Raw genomic sequence first — 14,315 nt, forward strand, 5'->3', positions numbered from 1 at the left:
GGTAATCCCTTGAATTAGTTGTGAAAAACGGAAGATTCTAGCATTAAATCGAAGGCCATAGCAAGCCTTACTTAGCGGCGCCGCAAATAATGCAACACCGAATCCTGAGCCTCGTGCTGCGCCACCAAGCCATTGCCGCTCTGTTTGGCAAACGCCTGAAAATCGCGCACGGCCTTGGGGTCGGTCGTCGTGACACGCAACACCTGGCCGCTTTCCATCTGCGCCAAGGCTTTCTTGGCGCGCAAGATGGGCAGCGGACACGTCAGCCCGCTGGCATCGACCTCGTGCTGGAACTCAGGCAGGCTCTCCGTCGGTGCGGGAGCCCCTGCCGCTCCAGCGGCATTCGGCAATTCAGAGGCGCTCATCGATCCATCCTGCCACACTGGCGATCGCGGCCGGCAATGCCTGAGCATCGGTGCCGCCACCCATCGCCATATCCGGACGGCCACCGCCCTTGCCGCCGACCTGGCTGGCCACAAAGCCCACCAGCTCGCCGGCCTTGACGCGCCCTGTCAAATCGGCGGTCACACCGCCCACCACGCTGATTTTCCCATCGGCGCCAGCGCTGGCCAGCAACACGATGGCGGATTTCAGACGGTCCTTGAGGTTGTCGACCATGCCGCGCAAGGCCTTGGGATCCACATCACCCACGTTAGCGGCCAGGACCTTGGCCCCCTTGATGTCGACGGCCTTGGCAGCCAGATCGTTACCCGCGCTTGCGGCCAGCTTGCCGCGCGCCTGCTCTAGGTCTTTTTCCAGCGCGCGGACTTGGTCCTGCACCTGCGCGATACGCTCGGGCAGATCAGCCGGCGTGCTGCGCAACACGCCTGCCGCACGCAGCAGCAAGGCTTGTTGATTCTGCACCCATACCAACGCGTTATCGCCAGTGATCGCCTCGACCCGGCGAACGCCCGCGGCGACGCCGCCCTCGGCCACGATCTTGAACAAACCGATATCGCCCGTACGGGTTACGTGCGTGCCGCCACACAATTCGCGCGAAAAACCAATGTCCAGCACACGCACCGTGTCGCCATATTTTTCGCCAAACAGCGCCATGGCGCCACCCTTGACGGCATCGTCGTAGGCCATCACCTGAGCCTGAGTGGGCTGGTTGGCCAACACTTCGGCGTTGACGATGGCCTCGACCTGAGCAATTTGCTCGGCGGACATCGGCGCGTCATGAGCAAAGTCAAAACGGGTTTTGTCGGGGTCAACCAGCGAGCCGCGCTGTTGCACATGCCCGCCGAGCACCTGGCGCAGCGCCTTGTGCATCAAGTGCGTCGCCGAGTGGTTGCGCACGGTACGGGCGCGGCGCACGGCGTCCACACGAGCCAAGAGCGTATCGCCAACAGCCAAGGCGCCGGACTCCAGCTCGCCATGATGCCCAAAGACACCAGCCTGGATCTTGAGCGTATCCGCCACGGCAAAACGCGCCCCGCCACCCTCGAGCAAGCCGGTATCACCGACCTGACCGCCCGACTCGGCGTAAAACGGCGTGGCGTCCAGCACCACGACGGCCTTTTGGCCGGCCTGGACACGGTCGACCTGCGTACCGTCCACATACAGAGCGGTGACCTTCACGTCGTCCAGCTCGAGTTTTTCGTAGCCCTCGAAGCGCGTCTCGGCGCCCTCGTAGCTCAGGCCCTCGGCCATTTTGAATTTCCCGGCGGCGCGGGCCTGGTCACGCTGGCGCGTCATCGCCGCCTCGAAACCGGCCATATCGACCTCGACATTGCGTTCGCGGCAAATGTCGGCCGTCAGATCCACCGGGAAGCCATACGTGTCGTATAGCGTGAACAGCGTCCTGCCGTCCAACTGCCCGCCAGCGGGTACGCCAGCCAAGGCGCCGTCCAGGATCTTCATGCCGTGTTCGAGGGTTTCGCCAAAGCGCTCTTCTTCTTGCTTGAGCACCTGTGCCACGCGGTCGGCCGCCTGAGCCAGCTCAGGATAGGCTTCGCCCATTTCAGCGACCAGATCCGGCACCAATTTGTAGAAAAACGGCTTGGTCTGGCCCAATTTGTAACCGTGACGCAAGGCGCGGCGCACGATACGGCGCAGCACATAGCCGCGGCCCTCGTTGCTGGGAATGATGCCGTCGACGATCAAGAAGGAACACGCGCGGATGTGATCGGCGATCACCTTGAGCGAGTTCTCTGCGAGGTCACTGACCCCGGTTTCGCGCGCAGCCGCCTGGATCAGGTGACGGAATAAATCGATTTCGTAGTTGGAATGGACGTGCTGCAACACCGCAGCGATACGCTCCAGGCCCATCCCCGTATCAACACACGGCTTGGGCAGCGGATTCATATTGCCAGCCGCGTCGCGCTCGAACTGCATGAACACGAGGTTCCAGATTTCGATATAACGGTCGCCGTCTTCTTCGGGCGAGCCCGGAGGACCACCCCAGATCTCGGGGCCGTGGTCGTAGAAAATCTCGGAACACGGGCCACACGGTCCGGTATCGGCCATCTGCCAGAAGTTGTCCGATGCGTAGCGGGCGCCCTTGTTGTCACCGATGCGGATAATGCGCTCGGTCGGCACGCCGATCTCTTTGGCCCAGATGTCGTAGGCCTCGTCGTCCTCTTGGTAGACGGTGACCCAGAGCTTTTCGGCCGGCAACTTGTATACCGTGGTCAGCAATTCCCAGGCGTATTGGATGGCGTCACGCTTGAAATAGTCGCCAAAGCTGAAATTGCCCAGCATTTCGAAGAACGTATGGTGCCGGGCGGTATAGCCGACATTCTCCAGATCGTTGTGCTTGCCGCCGGCGCGCACGCTGCGCTGCGAGGAGGTCGCGCGCGAATAGGAACGGTTTTCCTTGCCGGTAAAGACGTCCTTGAACTGCACCATCCCGGAGTTGGTAAAGAGCAGCGTGGGGTCATTGCCCGGCACGAGCGACGCCGAAGGCACAATCGTGTGCCCCTTGGACTGGAAAAATTGCAGGAACTTCTGGCGAATCTCTGAGGATTTCATGCGTGCACGAACCGGAAATAAGGCGAATCTTTAATTATAGAGGCTAGTCCGCCCAACGCCATCGAGACCCCAGGATTGCCTCAAGGCGCGCCTGGCTGCTCCCGACGCCCACCGCTACCCGAGCTCCTCTATGAGGAGGAGATCTCCCACTCGGTAAATTCAACGAAAATTCGACGGCAGGCCCTGCATGCTCAATAATCCGTCAAACTGTCACCAACGCTCCTGGCGCATGGAGCGCCTGCCTTTAACAGCGCACGTCACTGCCAGCATCAACCCACATGAAAACCGTTTCGGCCAATGTGCACTACCAGGTACTGATTGTCGAAGACGATCTGACGATCGCGGGAAACCTGTACCAATTCCTCGAACTCAGTGGATTCACTCCGGACGTAGCCTACGACGGCATGACCGCATTGCGCATGCTGCAGAACCAGCATTTTGACGCCGTCGTGCTGGATATCGGCCTGCCTGGCAAGGACGGCTACCAGGTTCTGCACACGCTGCGCAGCGAATGGCGCAAGGCGATTCCCGTGTTGATGCTGACGGCTCGGGATACGCTAGAGGACAAGCTCGCCGGGTTCGGCCATGGTGCGGACGATTATCTGACCAAACCTTTTGCATTGGCCGAGGTCAAGGCTCGGCTGCAGGCACTGATACACCGCGCCAAAGGAAAAGTGGTCGACGCCGTGCAAACGTGCGGCCCGCTGCAATTCGACGGGCGTACCAGAGAGGTGTCCATTTCAGGCCAGGCATTGCACCTCACCCCCAAATCGGTCCTCATTGTCGAAACCCTGATACGTACCCCCGGCCAAGTGGTATCGAGAGAGGAGCTCGAAGCTATTCTCTGGAATGACGTCCCGCCCTCAAGCGACGCCTTGCGCAGCCAGGTGCATTTGCTGAGACGAGCGCTTTCCGACGCCGGTTTTGATGGCATCGAAACAATACATGGCGTGGGATGGCGGATGGCCGAGCCCGGAGCAGGCGCATGAAAAGCGGCACCCTCACCCAGCGCGTCATTTGGGCGCTGACGGGCGTGGTTTCGATTTTTGTCGCCGTCCTGGCGTTGCTGGCTTACCTGGCCTTCGATCAAATGGAAGATGGACTGGTCGAGCAGATCCTCACCTCCGAAGGCAATCGCATTATCCAGCACCTGGAATCCGACGCGAATTATGCGGTTCCGCAAGAGTCGTCTGAACTGACAGGCTCGATTCGCGCATGGCTGCGCCACAATGATATTCCCCAAGGCATGCCGGTGCCGCTGCGCGACTTGGTCCCTGGCTTGCATGAATTGGAGCCTGACGACGAAACGTGGCACGTCATGGTCGAAGACACCGCGCGCGGGCGGCTGTATGTGCTGTATGACGCCACCGCGCACGAGGCCCGTGTGCGTGAGTTCGGCTTGATCGTGCTGGGCGTGGGCGTTCTGTGCATCATTGTCGCCTATGCACTGTCGCGTCGGATTGCAGGTGTTGCCGTGGGCCCGCTGCTGGACTTGACGACTCGCTTGTCAGACTGGGCGCCAGGGTCGCCAGACATCGCCATCACTCGCGATGACGAAGCAGGCCGCCTCATCGAGGCGTTCAATCGCGTCCAGAACCAGGTCGATCATTCGATCGCGCGTGAGCGTGAGTTTGCTGCCAACCTCAGCCACGAAGTCCGCACGCCGCTGGCTGCAATTCGCTCCGACAGCGAAATCATGCTGCTCAATACCGCATTGCCCACGGACCCAAAAGACCGCCTGACGCGCATTGTGGCCAATGTGGATCATATTGCAGCCTCACTGGAAAGCGCACATTCCATGGCCCGGGATCAGCCTCGCCCAGCCGAGCCTGTCGATCTGAATGGTTGCATGGACGACGCATGGCGCGGACTGGAAGCGATCGCAGAGGCTTGCGACCTGGTGTTCCGCAACCACATCCCGCCCGAAACGGTGCGCATGCTCGACAAGTACGCCCTGTTGACCGTGCTGCGTAATTTGGTGCGTAACGCCATAGATCATGCAGCCCCTGCCACGCTGACGGCACTGCTGACGGTCGACGGCGCCATCGAGTTGCGCGATACAGGCAAGGGCATCGAGGCCTCGGAATTGCCTTTTTTGTTCGAACGGTATTACAGCGGGCGACTGGCCGACGCGTCTACACCGGCTACGGATCATGGTGGTTTGCGGCACGGATTGGGCCTGGCCATTGCGAAACGAGTCTGTGATATGCAGGGCTGGGAACTGGATATCAGATCACAACACGGCGGCCCGCAGTCGGGGACGTGCTTCACCCTGAGATTTAGCTGAACATCGTTATCCCACTGTCCCATTTACGTTTTCCGCAATCTATTTAACGAAAATTCGACGGGCTGCCGCGCATACTGGGCTCTCTTGCACTGCCAGGGTACCCATGTATGGCCCTCGAATTTCGTTTAGACGCGCAAGCCCATGCCTTGCCCACGCCGTCCATCACGGCGCCGCTGATCACCACCTCGTCCAGATCCGACAAATTTGACGACGCTCGGATCAGCTGCATCATTCCCTGCCTGAATGAGTGCGACAACCTGCACCTGTTGCTGCCGGCATTGCGCCAGGAGCTGAAGTCGCTGTCCACACAATGGGAAATCATTGTCATAGACGATGGCAGCACCGACGGCACCGAGGACCTGATGACCGAATGGACGGTACATGACGGCATGCGCTATCTGCAGCTATCGCGCAACTTCGGCAAAGAAGCAGCGTTGTCCGCAGGATTCGAAGCGGCGGACGGCGACGTCGTCATTTGCCTGGATGCAGATTTACAGCACCCTACCGCGCTGATCGGCCCCATGCTCGAACGCTGGCGCTCGGGCGCCGACATGGTGTATGCCGTACGCGAACATCGCGATGACGAATCGTGGATCAAACGCACAGGCAGCCATTGGTTTTATCGCCTGCTCAGTGGCACCAACGGTGTACAAGTGCCCGCCCACGCCGGAGATTTTCGGCTAATGGACCGGCGGGTCATCGAGGCGCTGATGGCGCTGCCCGAACGCACGCGCTTTATGAAGGGCTTGTATGCCTGGGTCGGCTTCCGTAGCGAACCCCTGCCCTACACGCCCGATGCTCGCGCCAATGGCGCGAGCCGCTACAACACGTGGCGCTTGGTTCGTCTGGCCTTGACGGGACTGACTGCGTTTACCACCTGGCCATTACGCATGGTCAGTTTGCTGGGGTGTGTTTTTGCGCTGCTGTCGTTTGCCTACGGTGGCTATCTGGTCCTGGACTATCTGATCAACGGCAACCATATCTCAGGCTGGACGACCATCGTCACCGCACTGTTGTTTTTCGCAGGGGTGAATCTGATTTCCCTGGGTGTCGTCGGCGAGTATGTAGCTCGGATCTTTGACGAGGTCAAAGGCCGCCCGCTGTTTGTCGTACGTCAACGTCGCGGACGCGCCCGCCGCGCCAGTTCCGCCCGGGTGCAACCATGAACACCCGCAACAACGCCGGCGCCCATTTCTGGGTGCCGCCCGCGGCGTGGCTGCTTCTGGGCTTGGGCATATGGTTGGCCTGTCTGTCGTGGGCGCGCGTACTCACCCTGCCGGATGAAGGCCGCTATGCTGGTGTGGCTTGGGAGATGCTGCGTAGTGGCTCACATGCCGTGCCGTTGTTGGACGGCATGCCCTATTTTCACAAGCCGCCGCTTTACTACTGGCTGACAGAAATCGGGTTCAAGCTTTTCGGGTTAAACGAATGGGCGGCACGCATGCCGTCGTGGTTGGCCGCCTGGGCAGCGTCATCGGGCCTTTATGCGTTCGTGCGGCGTTACCGCAATGCAACAACGGCGACGATTGCGGTCGTGATTTTGGCCACCACCCCGTTCTTTTATGGTGGCGCGCAGTTTGCCAACACGGACATGTTGGTTGCTGGGTTGATTACGTTGGCCGTCCTGGCAGCGGCAGACAGTGTGCTGCGTGCCGAAGCGCAGCGACCCTTTCGCCTGATGTCATTGGCAGCGGCGGCACTCGCGGGTTTGGCGGTGCTGGCCAAGGGCCTGATCGGGCTGGTATTACCTGGCGCCACGATTTTCTTTTGGCTGATTCTGAGCCGGCGGTGGCATGGTTTTCGAGTGCTGCTGTGGCTGCCCGCGCTACTGATGTTTGCGCTCGTGGCCGTTCCGTGGTTTTGGATGATGCAGGCGCGATTTCCGGGCTTTTTTCACTATTTCTTCGTGTACCAGCATTTCGAACGATTTGCGCAATCGGGATTCAATAACGCGCAACCGTTCTGGTTTTACCTGCCTGTCACTGTCGGCCTGATATTGCCTTGGTCACTTTGGGGTGGCGGTGTGCTGCGCAAAGATTTCTGGCAGATGCCCGACCCTGCCGGACTGCGCAGTTTGATGGCAATCTGGGCTGTCGTGGTACTCGGTTTCTTTTCCATTCCCAGCTCAAAGCTCATTGGCTATGTCGTGCCCGCACTGCCGCCACTGGCCGTCATCGTGGCTGAAGTGATACAACGCGCGATCAGTCAAAGTACGACTGGGCAAGCCCGTCTCTGGGCCTACCGATGCGCCGCGGGTTCTGTCTTGTTGTGTGTCGTGCTGGTTGGCGTATTCGTAGCCAACCCACGCCGCAGCGCAGAACCATTAGGCCGCCAGATCGCCGCGGAAATGCAGACGAGCGACACCTTGGTAACGCTGCACTCATACCCTTTTGATTTAGGCATCTATACGGGCGCGACGCAACCCGCCTGGGTCGTCGACGACTGGAGCAACCCGAAAATCCCGTTGCGCGATAACTGGCGCAAAGAACTGTATGACGCCGGGCTATTTGCGCCGCAGACTGCCGCACATCTGCTGGTATCGCCCGAGACATTTCTGTCTCGTCTATGTACTGCGGCGTCCGGCAGCCGGTTCTGGGTATGGGGCGAACCCGAAGACGCACAACATTATCCCGCTTTGCGAGGACTGGCACCCAGATTTTCTGACCGTCATTACACGGTATGGCGGATCGACATCGATCACGATTTCAATGCTCGGCTTTGCGGCGAAACGCCCACAGCCGGCTCGCCAGGAAAGTAAGCACCGCCAATCCGATCAAGATCAATGCGAGCAACACGTCATAACGCAAGGATGTGGCATGCAGCAACCAGGCATAAGCAGCCTCGTTCAGCAGAAACCCACATGCAGAAATGAGAAAAAATCGCCGTGCGGCCGTCATCCAGTGTGAGGCCAAGTGGCGAAAGGTAAGTCGATAATGACCCGAGAACGATACAACGAATGCTATCAGCCAGCCCACCGCATTGGCGGTGAGTGGCGGCATCTGCAGGCCTTCGACGCAGGCCACAGCGATCGCCCAATGCGTAGCGGCCGCGGCACAGCCGACAACGACAAACCAGGCAATCTGTTTAATCAAGGCACGCATGAAGGCTTGAATGAGAGCAGTCTAGATAACGACGGACGATGCTGGAAACACATCGTTGTGTGTGGCGACGATTTTGGCATGAATTCGAGCGTTGATGCGGGGATGTTTCAACTGGCGCAATTGGGCCGGCTCAGCGCCATCAGTTGCCTCACGCAAGGGCCCACGTTTTCTGCCAATGCACGGCTATTGCGCGACGCGAATGTCGAGGTAGGCCTGCATTTGAACCTCACGGAAGCATTTGGGCATCGGGACCAGCTGGCGGTCATGCCGCTGTCTGCATTGGTTACCCGCGCCTACGCGGGCTACTTGAATGACGAACAGATAGACGCACAGCTGGCCCGCCAGTTTGACGCGTTTGAACGGGTGCTGGGACGCGCACCAGATTATGTTGATGGACACCAGCATGTCCATCAATTGCCCCGCGTGCTGCCACGTTTGCTGCTGCTGTTGCGAAAACGGTATGGCAGCTATCGGCCTTGGTTACGGTATACCGCGCCCGGTATGCAAGCAGGTATTCCCATGCAGGAGTCCGCCAAAGCCCATGTCATCGCTGCCCTGGGCGCCAGCGCCGTCGCGCGCGCCGCACAGCGTGATGGCTGGCGCACCAACCGCCGATTGCTGGGAGTATATGGACTCAACGGCGGCGCGCGCCACTACGCCGGCTTGCTCCATCAATGGCTGAGTAATGCGCGAGATGGCGATCTGTTGATGTGCCATCCAGCGGTTGCCGGCGCGGGGGATAAATTGGCCGGCCAGCGTGCCGCGGAATTCGAGGTACTCGCCCGGCCCGAACTCGGCCAATGGATGCGCCAAAATGGCGTACACATCGATCGGCCGTCGTGGCACTAGGGCTTTTTCTGCACCTGTGCGAGCGCATAACGCAGCCCGTGCACCTGGTCGATGAGATGCAGAATGATATCGATGCCCTCATCGTTGGCGCCGATATTGACTCTCAGATCCTGAATCAGATGCACGCGTGCGAGGTCCATTTCGCAAAACGTGACGCCTGCGGAGGTCTGCTCCGGAATGATCCATTGCTGCTCGAGATACAGCTCCAGCGTCGGAGCAGGCAGCTCGCAAGAAATCAGAAACTCCTGTTTAGTCATTTTCATGATTTACCTTCCTCCCGAGGGTTGAAGTCTTTGCCCCGGGTCCAATTCGATACGAAATTTTCGAGATCCGGATCAGGAGATTTCGGCAATACGATTTTCAGTTTGACAAACTGATCGCCAAATCCGCCGCCACGGCGGGGAGCCCCCTTACCTTTCAGGCGTAGCGTCGTCCCGGTATTGGAGCCTTTGGGCACGGTCATCACGACCTCGCCTGTAGCGGTGGGCACCGTCACGCTGCCGCCCAGCACGGCTTCGGACAGGGACACGGGCAACTCCAGCGAAATATCATCGCCCTTGCGCGTAAAGCGCGCATCGGGCAACACCTCAACCTCGATGAGCGCATCCCCCGGACCGCCCCTGCCCGCACCGGGCTCGCCCTTGCCTTTCAATCGAAGCACTTGCCCACTCACCAGCCCTGGAGGAATCGTCACGTCCAGGACATCGCCGCCAGGCAAGGTCAATCGCTTGCTGGCGCCGGTAATCGACTCGGCGAAATGAATCTCCAGACGGTAGTGCATATCCTGCCCACGGCGATTGCGCTGCGCTTCTTGGCTGCGTCTGAGTATCTCGGCAAAGGCGTCGTCATGCATAAAGTCCGCAAAGCCTGATGCATCTGCATAAGGGTGGGCTTGATCCGATGACGCGAAATCACGGTAGTAGTGATGCTGCGGACGCTCTTGGCCGGTTTCATCGATCTCGCCTGCGTCATAACGCTTGCGCTTTTCGTCGTCGCTCAGCAACGCGTAGGCACTCGCGATCGCCTTGAACTTCTCCTCAGCGGGTTTATCGCCGGGGTTCAGATCAGGGTGGTATTTCTTTGCCAGTCTGCGATATGCATGCTTGATCTCGGAAAGCGATGCCGTCGATGCAACGCCGAGAACTTCGTAGGGATTGGTCAAGGTTCACTCCAGGCGCCATCCATTGACGCTATCACGACGCTTGCCGTCGGACGCTCCAATTTTCTGCCGTGCACCACACTATGCCCGGCAGCCACTACATCATCCATCGTTACCTGGAATAAGTGTACATGCGTCCTGACCGGAAGAATATGGGAACAACTTCACCCTAACCACCGCCCCTCTACCCACGCCCCTGAGACCACCGCATTCCGCGCCTCGTCTCTCAATACATCCACCGTGCATTGGACAGCGCGAGAGATAGGTCGGTTGGTCGGCAATCCCAACACAATCGTGCGCGTAATGTCCGGCTCGGCCAACGGCGCGCCTCTCAGTTGATTTCTGCGCAAGTCGTCTGCGACCGCAATGGGCGGCAGAATCGTCCAACCATGTCCGCCCAATACCAGGCTGCGTTGTACGCTCAGGGCGTTGGTTTCAACCGATACATCCAGCGTGACGTGCGCAACCGCACATGCGTGCTCCATCAAGGTGCGTATGCCGTGCGGCGCGCTGGGCAGCACCAGTCTCTGGCCGACCAGATCCGCCAGCGCGACCGGGCGGTCCGGACGCAATGCGCTGTGCTTCGGCCCGATGACCCAGAGCGGCTCTTCGATCAGTGGCGTGGACTCGATATCAGGCGACCGTTCCACCCCATACAGCAAGGCAGCATCCACCTCGCCCGATGCCAGCCAGCGCTGGAGCGTCCCCGCGTATCCCATGGCGATACGTACGCGGATGCCGGGATAGGCAGCCGCTACGGCAGACGCCAGCGGGCTGGACAACATGTCGATACTGCTGGGCAAAAGCCCTAGCGTCACCAAGCCGCTGATGCCCTGCCCCACGCCGTTGATTTCCACGCGCGCCCGGTCCAGTTCCAACAATGCCCGGCGCGCATAACCGACCAGTACCTGGCCTGCCTCGGTCAGGACCATACCGCGGCGCTCGCGTTCGAACAACGGCGTGCCGATGTCCTCCTCCAGCAAACGGATCTGGCGTGAGACGGCGGGCTGCACCAGATTGAGCACGTCGGCCGCCCGCGTCACGTTGCCGGTTTCGACAACCGTCAGGAAAGCTCGCAGTTGTTTCAAATCCATCTTGCTGTGCCTCGATCAGGAATCGTGATTGGATCATGCCAAATTTCTATTTTATTTATATATCCATCACATTTTATGATTTCTACGTCGTTCAACTCTAGGGATCTCCCCCAATGAACCAAGCATCCATTACGGCTCCCGCCTGGCAGGAAGCCATTTTCAATGTGTTAAAGAAAGGCGGCGTACAGCAGATTGCCTACGTGCCAGATGCCGGCCATTCACACGTCATACGCAGCGCCATCGCCGATCCGGATATCCAGGACATCGTGCTGACGACCGAGGAAGAAGGGGTTGCGCTGGCTAGCGGCGCTTGGCTAGGCGGCCAGCGTGCTGTGTTGCTGATGCAAAGCAGCGGCGTGGGCAACTGCGTCAATATGTTTTCGTTGCTGCAAGCGGCCGACTTTCCGTTTTTCACGCTGGTCACCATGCGCGGCGAATATGCGGAGTTCAACCCCTGGCAAGGGCCGATGGGCAGAGCCACACAGGCCGCTCTGGAACTGATGGGCATACATGTGCTGCGCGTCTCTCGTCCCGAAGAGGCGGAGGAGATTGTCAGCGCGGGATTCGATGCCGCATTCGAAGCTGGCGATAAAGTCGCTGTGCTATTGGGACAGAATCTGATCGGACGAAAAAAGTGGGAGCGCAACTGATGAATCAGACTCAACAAAAGCCGGGTGTCCAACGCCGGGAATTCGTAGCACGACTGCTGGCCGGCGTTCCCGATGCACTGGTTGTAACTGGCCTGGGCTCAGCCTCGTACGATGTTTATGCCGCTGGCGATCGCGACAGCAACTATTATCTGTGGGGCGCCATGGGTGGCGCGGCGCCTTTGGGATTAGGCCTGGCATTGGCACAACCGGACAAGTCAGTTGTCGTGATCACGGGCGATGGCGAGCAGCTCATGGGTATAGGCAGCCTGGCGACAATCGCAGCAAAACAACCACGCAATCTCACCATCGTGGTACTGGACAATGGGCATTTCGGTGAAACCGGCATGCAGCGCAGTCATTCCAGCCTGGGTACGGATCTGGTCGCGGTCGCCAAGGGTTTTGGTATCCAAGGTGCGTCCTCTACCGACAGCCTGGAGGGCTGCGATGAGGTCATCCGCCGCATTCAAGCTCGCGACGAGGTAACGTTCGCACAGGTGTTTATCGAGGCGAATGAGCCTCCACGAATGCTGCCTCCTCGAGATGGGCCGTTTATCAAGAACCGGTTTCGCGGTGCGCTAGGGTTACAACCATTTTGATTGTTGTCCCTGCCCGGCGACGTGGACGGGGAAGACCCGTATCACAACGCCGGGCGAATACATTGCCCTCTCATCCCATATACCTATATACGGAGACAAATCCATGGGAAAGACGCTCGGCAGTATCCTGTTGGTAAGCGCTGGCATGCTGTCACAGCCGGCCATGGCGGCTTGGCCCAACGATAGACCCATCGAACTGGTGGTGGGCTTTGCCCCCGGCGGCGGCACTGATGTCATGGCGCGTAATCTGGCGCGCTTTATGGAAAAGCGCCTGGGAGAGTCGGCCCGGATCGTCGTGGTCAACAAGCCGGGCTCAGGCGGCGAGATCTCTGCCAACTATATTCAGCATGCCAAACCGGATGGATATACCTTGGGCATGGTCAATATACCGGGCTTTATTTTTCAGCCGATGTATCGCAAGACCTCTTATCACCCGGATCAGATCCGACTCATCGCCCGCATCGTCGACGATCCGATCATGCTGGTGGCCAATCGAGATGCGGGCAAGCCTGTCACGCTAAAAGAATTCATCACACAATCCAAGAAAACGCCGTTCTCGATAGGACATTCCGGCGAAGGAACGACAGGGCATCTGGGGATGCTGGAGTTGGGACGGGATGCGGGATTCCAGTTCATGTCCATTCCCTTTAAAGGCAACGGCGAAGCCAAGACTGCGCTGTTAGGCAAACATGTCGATTACGTCATGATGACCACGGGCGAGGTATTGGAGCTCGGACAGCCAGGCGTTCCACTGACAGGTGTGGCGATCTGGGCCGACAAACGCGCTACCAACAATGTCCCTACGCTGGCCGAGCAAGGCTATGATCTGAAAATATCATCCGAGCGCGGGATAGCGGGGCCGCTTGGCTTGCCTGATGACATCGCACAACGCGTACAGGATGCAGTGCAAGCCACAATGAAAGATCCAGGATTTCTGGAGGCAGGCAAGGCCGATGCGCCTGTACTGGCTTTTTTGCCTGGAAAGCAATGGGCTCAACAGCTGCAGCAACTGGGGCAGCGGATGAAGACGCTGGTGGTGTTGATGGGGAAGACGAACTAGGTGTGAGCAGGACGGGGACATGAGTTCTGGTGGACGTCGCAGCATCTCTTGTTCCCTCGTCGCTGGCACGAACTGTCTACGTAGGCTTCGTGGGCAATGATTTCTGCAAAGACAAAGATCTTGCAGGGTGGCGATTCATGGCCGCCTACGGGCGCGGCCATGAATAGCGTTCGTGATCGGCATGCGACGGTCTTGGCATCAGGGATGAACGGAAGATCTCTCGAGTGACGGCGTCGTGACACCTGGAGATTCGCTATGCGTCATCGTCACAGGCATCAACTATCACCAAGCAGATCTTCCAACTTGGCACTACGCCACCCCGCCGCATGCCCGGACCGATCGCTATTCGCGCGTGTGCAGGGCACGCGCGAATAGCAGCACCGCAAGATCTTTCTCTTTGCCAACACGGTCACAGAAAAACGCCAAGCAAGAGACTCGTGCCAGCGATGTGATGAGCTTGAATTACTGCGAGTCGAGCCGAGGCAATCGGGCCGNGNGGGCGCCTCAAAGCCGAGTGGAGCGGATGCTGAAGGTAGGCCCGAAGGG

Annotated in this window: 14 protein-coding genes; 8 read left to right on the forward strand and 6 right to left on the reverse strand. The window is 59.2% G+C overall.

All coding sequences use genetic code 11. The features are described 5' to 3' along the window. Positions 1–71 precede the first annotated feature (71 nt). Positions 72–365, reverse strand: a complete 294-nt coding sequence (locus ACNA0J_RS23365; protein ID WP_415821261.1) for a sulfurtransferase TusA family protein — start codon at positions 363–365, stop codon at positions 72–74. Beyond that, a complete protein-coding gene (gene alaS, locus ACNA0J_RS23370; protein ID WP_415821262.1) occupies positions 352–2,973 on the reverse strand; it encodes an alanine--tRNA ligase in 2,622 nt (873 codons plus the stop codon). Before alaS ends, ACNA0J_RS23365 begins: the two co-directional genes overlap by 14 nt. Before the next feature lie 278 nt (positions 2,974–3,251). Between alaS and ACNA0J_RS23375 the strand changes: the two genes are divergently transcribed. The 4 genes from ACNA0J_RS23375 (at position 3,252) to ACNA0J_RS23390 (ending at position 8,018) form a co-directional block, all read left to right on the forward strand. Beyond that, positions 3,252–3,962 carry a response regulator transcription factor gene (locus tag ACNA0J_RS23375; RefSeq protein WP_415821263.1) on the forward strand — a complete coding sequence of 237 codons (711 nt, stop codon included), beginning with the start codon at positions 3,252–3,254 and terminating at the stop codon, positions 3,960–3,962. Next, on the forward strand, positions 3,959–5,260 hold the full coding sequence (locus ACNA0J_RS23380) for a sensor histidine kinase (protein WP_415821264.1): 1,302 nt from the start codon (positions 3,959–3,961) through the stop codon (positions 5,258–5,260). The genes ACNA0J_RS23375 and ACNA0J_RS23380 overlap by 4 nt, the downstream gene beginning before the upstream one ends. A gap of 107 nt (positions 5,261–5,367) precedes the next feature. Continuing rightward, the gene (locus ACNA0J_RS23385; protein WP_415821265.1) at positions 5,368–6,426 is read left to right on the forward strand and encodes a glycosyltransferase family 2 protein; all 1,059 of its coding nucleotides are present in this window, start codon (positions 5,368–5,370) and stop codon (positions 6,424–6,426) included. After that, positions 6,423–8,018 (forward strand): ArnT family glycosyltransferase, encoded by a 1,596-nt coding sequence (locus tag ACNA0J_RS23390; RefSeq protein ID WP_415821266.1) that lies wholly within the window; start codon positions 6,423–6,425, stop codon positions 8,016–8,018. Before ACNA0J_RS23385 ends, ACNA0J_RS23390 begins: the two co-directional genes overlap by 4 nt. Here the strand turns inward: ACNA0J_RS23390 and ACNA0J_RS23395 are convergent. Further along, positions 7,966–8,361, reverse strand: coding sequence for a GtrA family protein (locus ACNA0J_RS23395; RefSeq protein ID WP_415821267.1), 396 nt, complete (start codon positions 8,359–8,361; stop codon positions 7,966–7,968). The two genes, ACNA0J_RS23390 and ACNA0J_RS23395, sit on opposite strands and share 53 nt — an antisense overlap. Before the next feature lie 78 nt (positions 8,362–8,439). Between ACNA0J_RS23395 and ACNA0J_RS23400 the strand changes: the two genes are divergently transcribed. Further along, positions 8,440–9,210, forward strand: coding sequence for a ChbG/HpnK family deacetylase (locus tag ACNA0J_RS23400; RefSeq protein ID WP_415821268.1), 771 nt, complete (start codon positions 8,440–8,442; stop codon positions 9,208–9,210). On the opposite strand, the gene ACNA0J_RS23405 is transcribed toward ACNA0J_RS23400, so the two are convergent. The 3 genes from ACNA0J_RS23405 to ACNA0J_RS23415 all read right to left on the reverse strand — a co-directional run bounded on the left by ACNA0J_RS23405 (position 9,207) and on the right by ACNA0J_RS23415 (position 11,463). Then, the gene (locus tag ACNA0J_RS23405) at positions 9,207–9,473 is read right to left on the reverse strand and encodes a chaperone modulator CbpM (RefSeq protein ID WP_415821270.1); all 267 of its coding nucleotides are present in this window, start codon (positions 9,471–9,473) and stop codon (positions 9,207–9,209) included. The genes ACNA0J_RS23400 and ACNA0J_RS23405 overlap by 4 nt on opposite strands. Then, positions 9,470–10,372 carry a DnaJ C-terminal domain-containing protein gene (locus ACNA0J_RS23410; protein WP_415821271.1) on the reverse strand — a complete coding sequence of 301 codons (903 nt, stop codon included), beginning with the start codon at positions 10,370–10,372 and terminating at the stop codon, positions 9,470–9,472. Before ACNA0J_RS23410 ends, ACNA0J_RS23405 begins: the two co-directional genes overlap by 4 nt. A gap of 161 nt (positions 10,373–10,533) precedes the next feature. After that, positions 10,534–11,463 carry a LysR family transcriptional regulator gene (locus ACNA0J_RS23415; protein ID WP_415821272.1) on the reverse strand — a complete coding sequence of 310 codons (930 nt, stop codon included), beginning with the start codon at positions 11,461–11,463 and terminating at the stop codon, positions 10,534–10,536. 113 nt (positions 11,464–11,576) lie between these two features. On the opposite strand from ACNA0J_RS23415, the gene ACNA0J_RS23420 reads away from it, so the two are divergent. From ACNA0J_RS23420 to ACNA0J_RS23430, 3 genes are all read left to right on the forward strand, one after another. After that, positions 11,577–12,113, forward strand: coding sequence for a phosphonopyruvate decarboxylase (locus tag ACNA0J_RS23420; RefSeq protein ID WP_415821273.1), 537 nt, complete (start codon positions 11,577–11,579; stop codon positions 12,111–12,113). Further along, positions 12,113–12,709 (forward strand): thiamine pyrophosphate-dependent enzyme, encoded by a 597-nt coding sequence (locus ACNA0J_RS23425; RefSeq protein ID WP_415821274.1) that lies wholly within the window; start codon positions 12,113–12,115, stop codon positions 12,707–12,709. The genes ACNA0J_RS23420 and ACNA0J_RS23425 overlap by 1 nt, the downstream gene beginning before the upstream one ends. 103 nt (positions 12,710–12,812) lie before the next feature. Beyond that, on the forward strand, positions 12,813–13,769 hold the full coding sequence (locus ACNA0J_RS23430; RefSeq protein ID WP_415821275.1) for a tripartite tricarboxylate transporter substrate binding protein: 957 nt from the start codon (positions 12,813–12,815) through the stop codon (positions 13,767–13,769). Positions 13,770–14,315: the final 546 nt, after the last annotated feature.

This window comes from Bordetella tumbae (genome assembly GCF_965139195.1).
Lineage (GTDB): Bacteria > Pseudomonadota > Gammaproteobacteria > Burkholderiales > Burkholderiaceae_B > Bordetella_A > Bordetella_A tumbae.

What these genes read in the sequence shown, in the direction of transcription:
- ACNA0J_RS23430 (WP_415821275.1), top strand. Translation starts at nt 12,813, where the DNA reads ATGGGAAAGACGCTCGGCAGTATCCTGTTGGTAAGCGCTGGCATGCTG.
- ACNA0J_RS23425 (WP_415821274.1), top strand. Translation starts at nt 12,113, where the DNA reads ATGAATCAGACTCAACAAAAGCCGGGTGTCCAACGCCGGGAATTCGTA.
- ACNA0J_RS23390 (WP_415821266.1), top strand. Translation starts at nt 6,423, where the DNA reads ATGAACACCCGCAACAACGCCGGCGCCCATTTCTGGGTGCCGCCCGCG.
- ACNA0J_RS23385 (WP_415821265.1), top strand. Translation starts at nt 5,368, where the DNA reads ATGGCCCTCGAATTTCGTTTAGACGCGCAAGCCCATGCCTTGCCCACG.
- ACNA0J_RS23380 (WP_415821264.1), top strand. Translation starts at nt 3,959, where the DNA reads ATGAAAAGCGGCACCCTCACCCAGCGCGTCATTTGGGCGCTGACGGGC.
- ACNA0J_RS23420 (WP_415821273.1), top strand. Translation starts at nt 11,577, where the DNA reads ATGAACCAAGCATCCATTACGGCTCCCGCCTGGCAGGAAGCCATTTTC.
- ACNA0J_RS23400 (WP_415821268.1), top strand. Translation starts at nt 8,440, where the DNA reads ATGAATTCGAGCGTTGATGCGGGGATGTTTCAACTGGCGCAATTGGGC.
- alaS (WP_415821262.1), bottom strand. Translation starts at nt 2,973, where the DNA reads ATGAAATCCTCAGAGATTCGCCAGAAGTTCCTGCAATTTTTCCAGTCC.
- ACNA0J_RS23365 (WP_415821261.1), bottom strand. Translation starts at nt 365, where the DNA reads ATGAGCGCCTCTGAATTGCCGAATGCCGCTGGAGCGGCAGGGGCTCCC.
- ACNA0J_RS23375 (WP_415821263.1), top strand. Translation starts at nt 3,252, where the DNA reads ATGAAAACCGTTTCGGCCAATGTGCACTACCAGGTACTGATTGTCGAA.
- ACNA0J_RS23405 (WP_415821270.1), bottom strand. Translation starts at nt 9,473, where the DNA reads ATGAAAATGACTAAACAGGAGTTTCTGATTTCTTGCGAGCTGCCTGCT.
- ACNA0J_RS23415 (WP_415821272.1), bottom strand. Translation starts at nt 11,463, where the DNA reads ATGGATTTGAAACAACTGCGAGCTTTCCTGACGGTTGTCGAAACCGGC.
- ACNA0J_RS23395 (WP_415821267.1), bottom strand. Translation starts at nt 8,361, where the DNA reads ATGCGTGCCTTGATTAAACAGATTGCCTGGTTTGTCGTTGTCGGCTGT.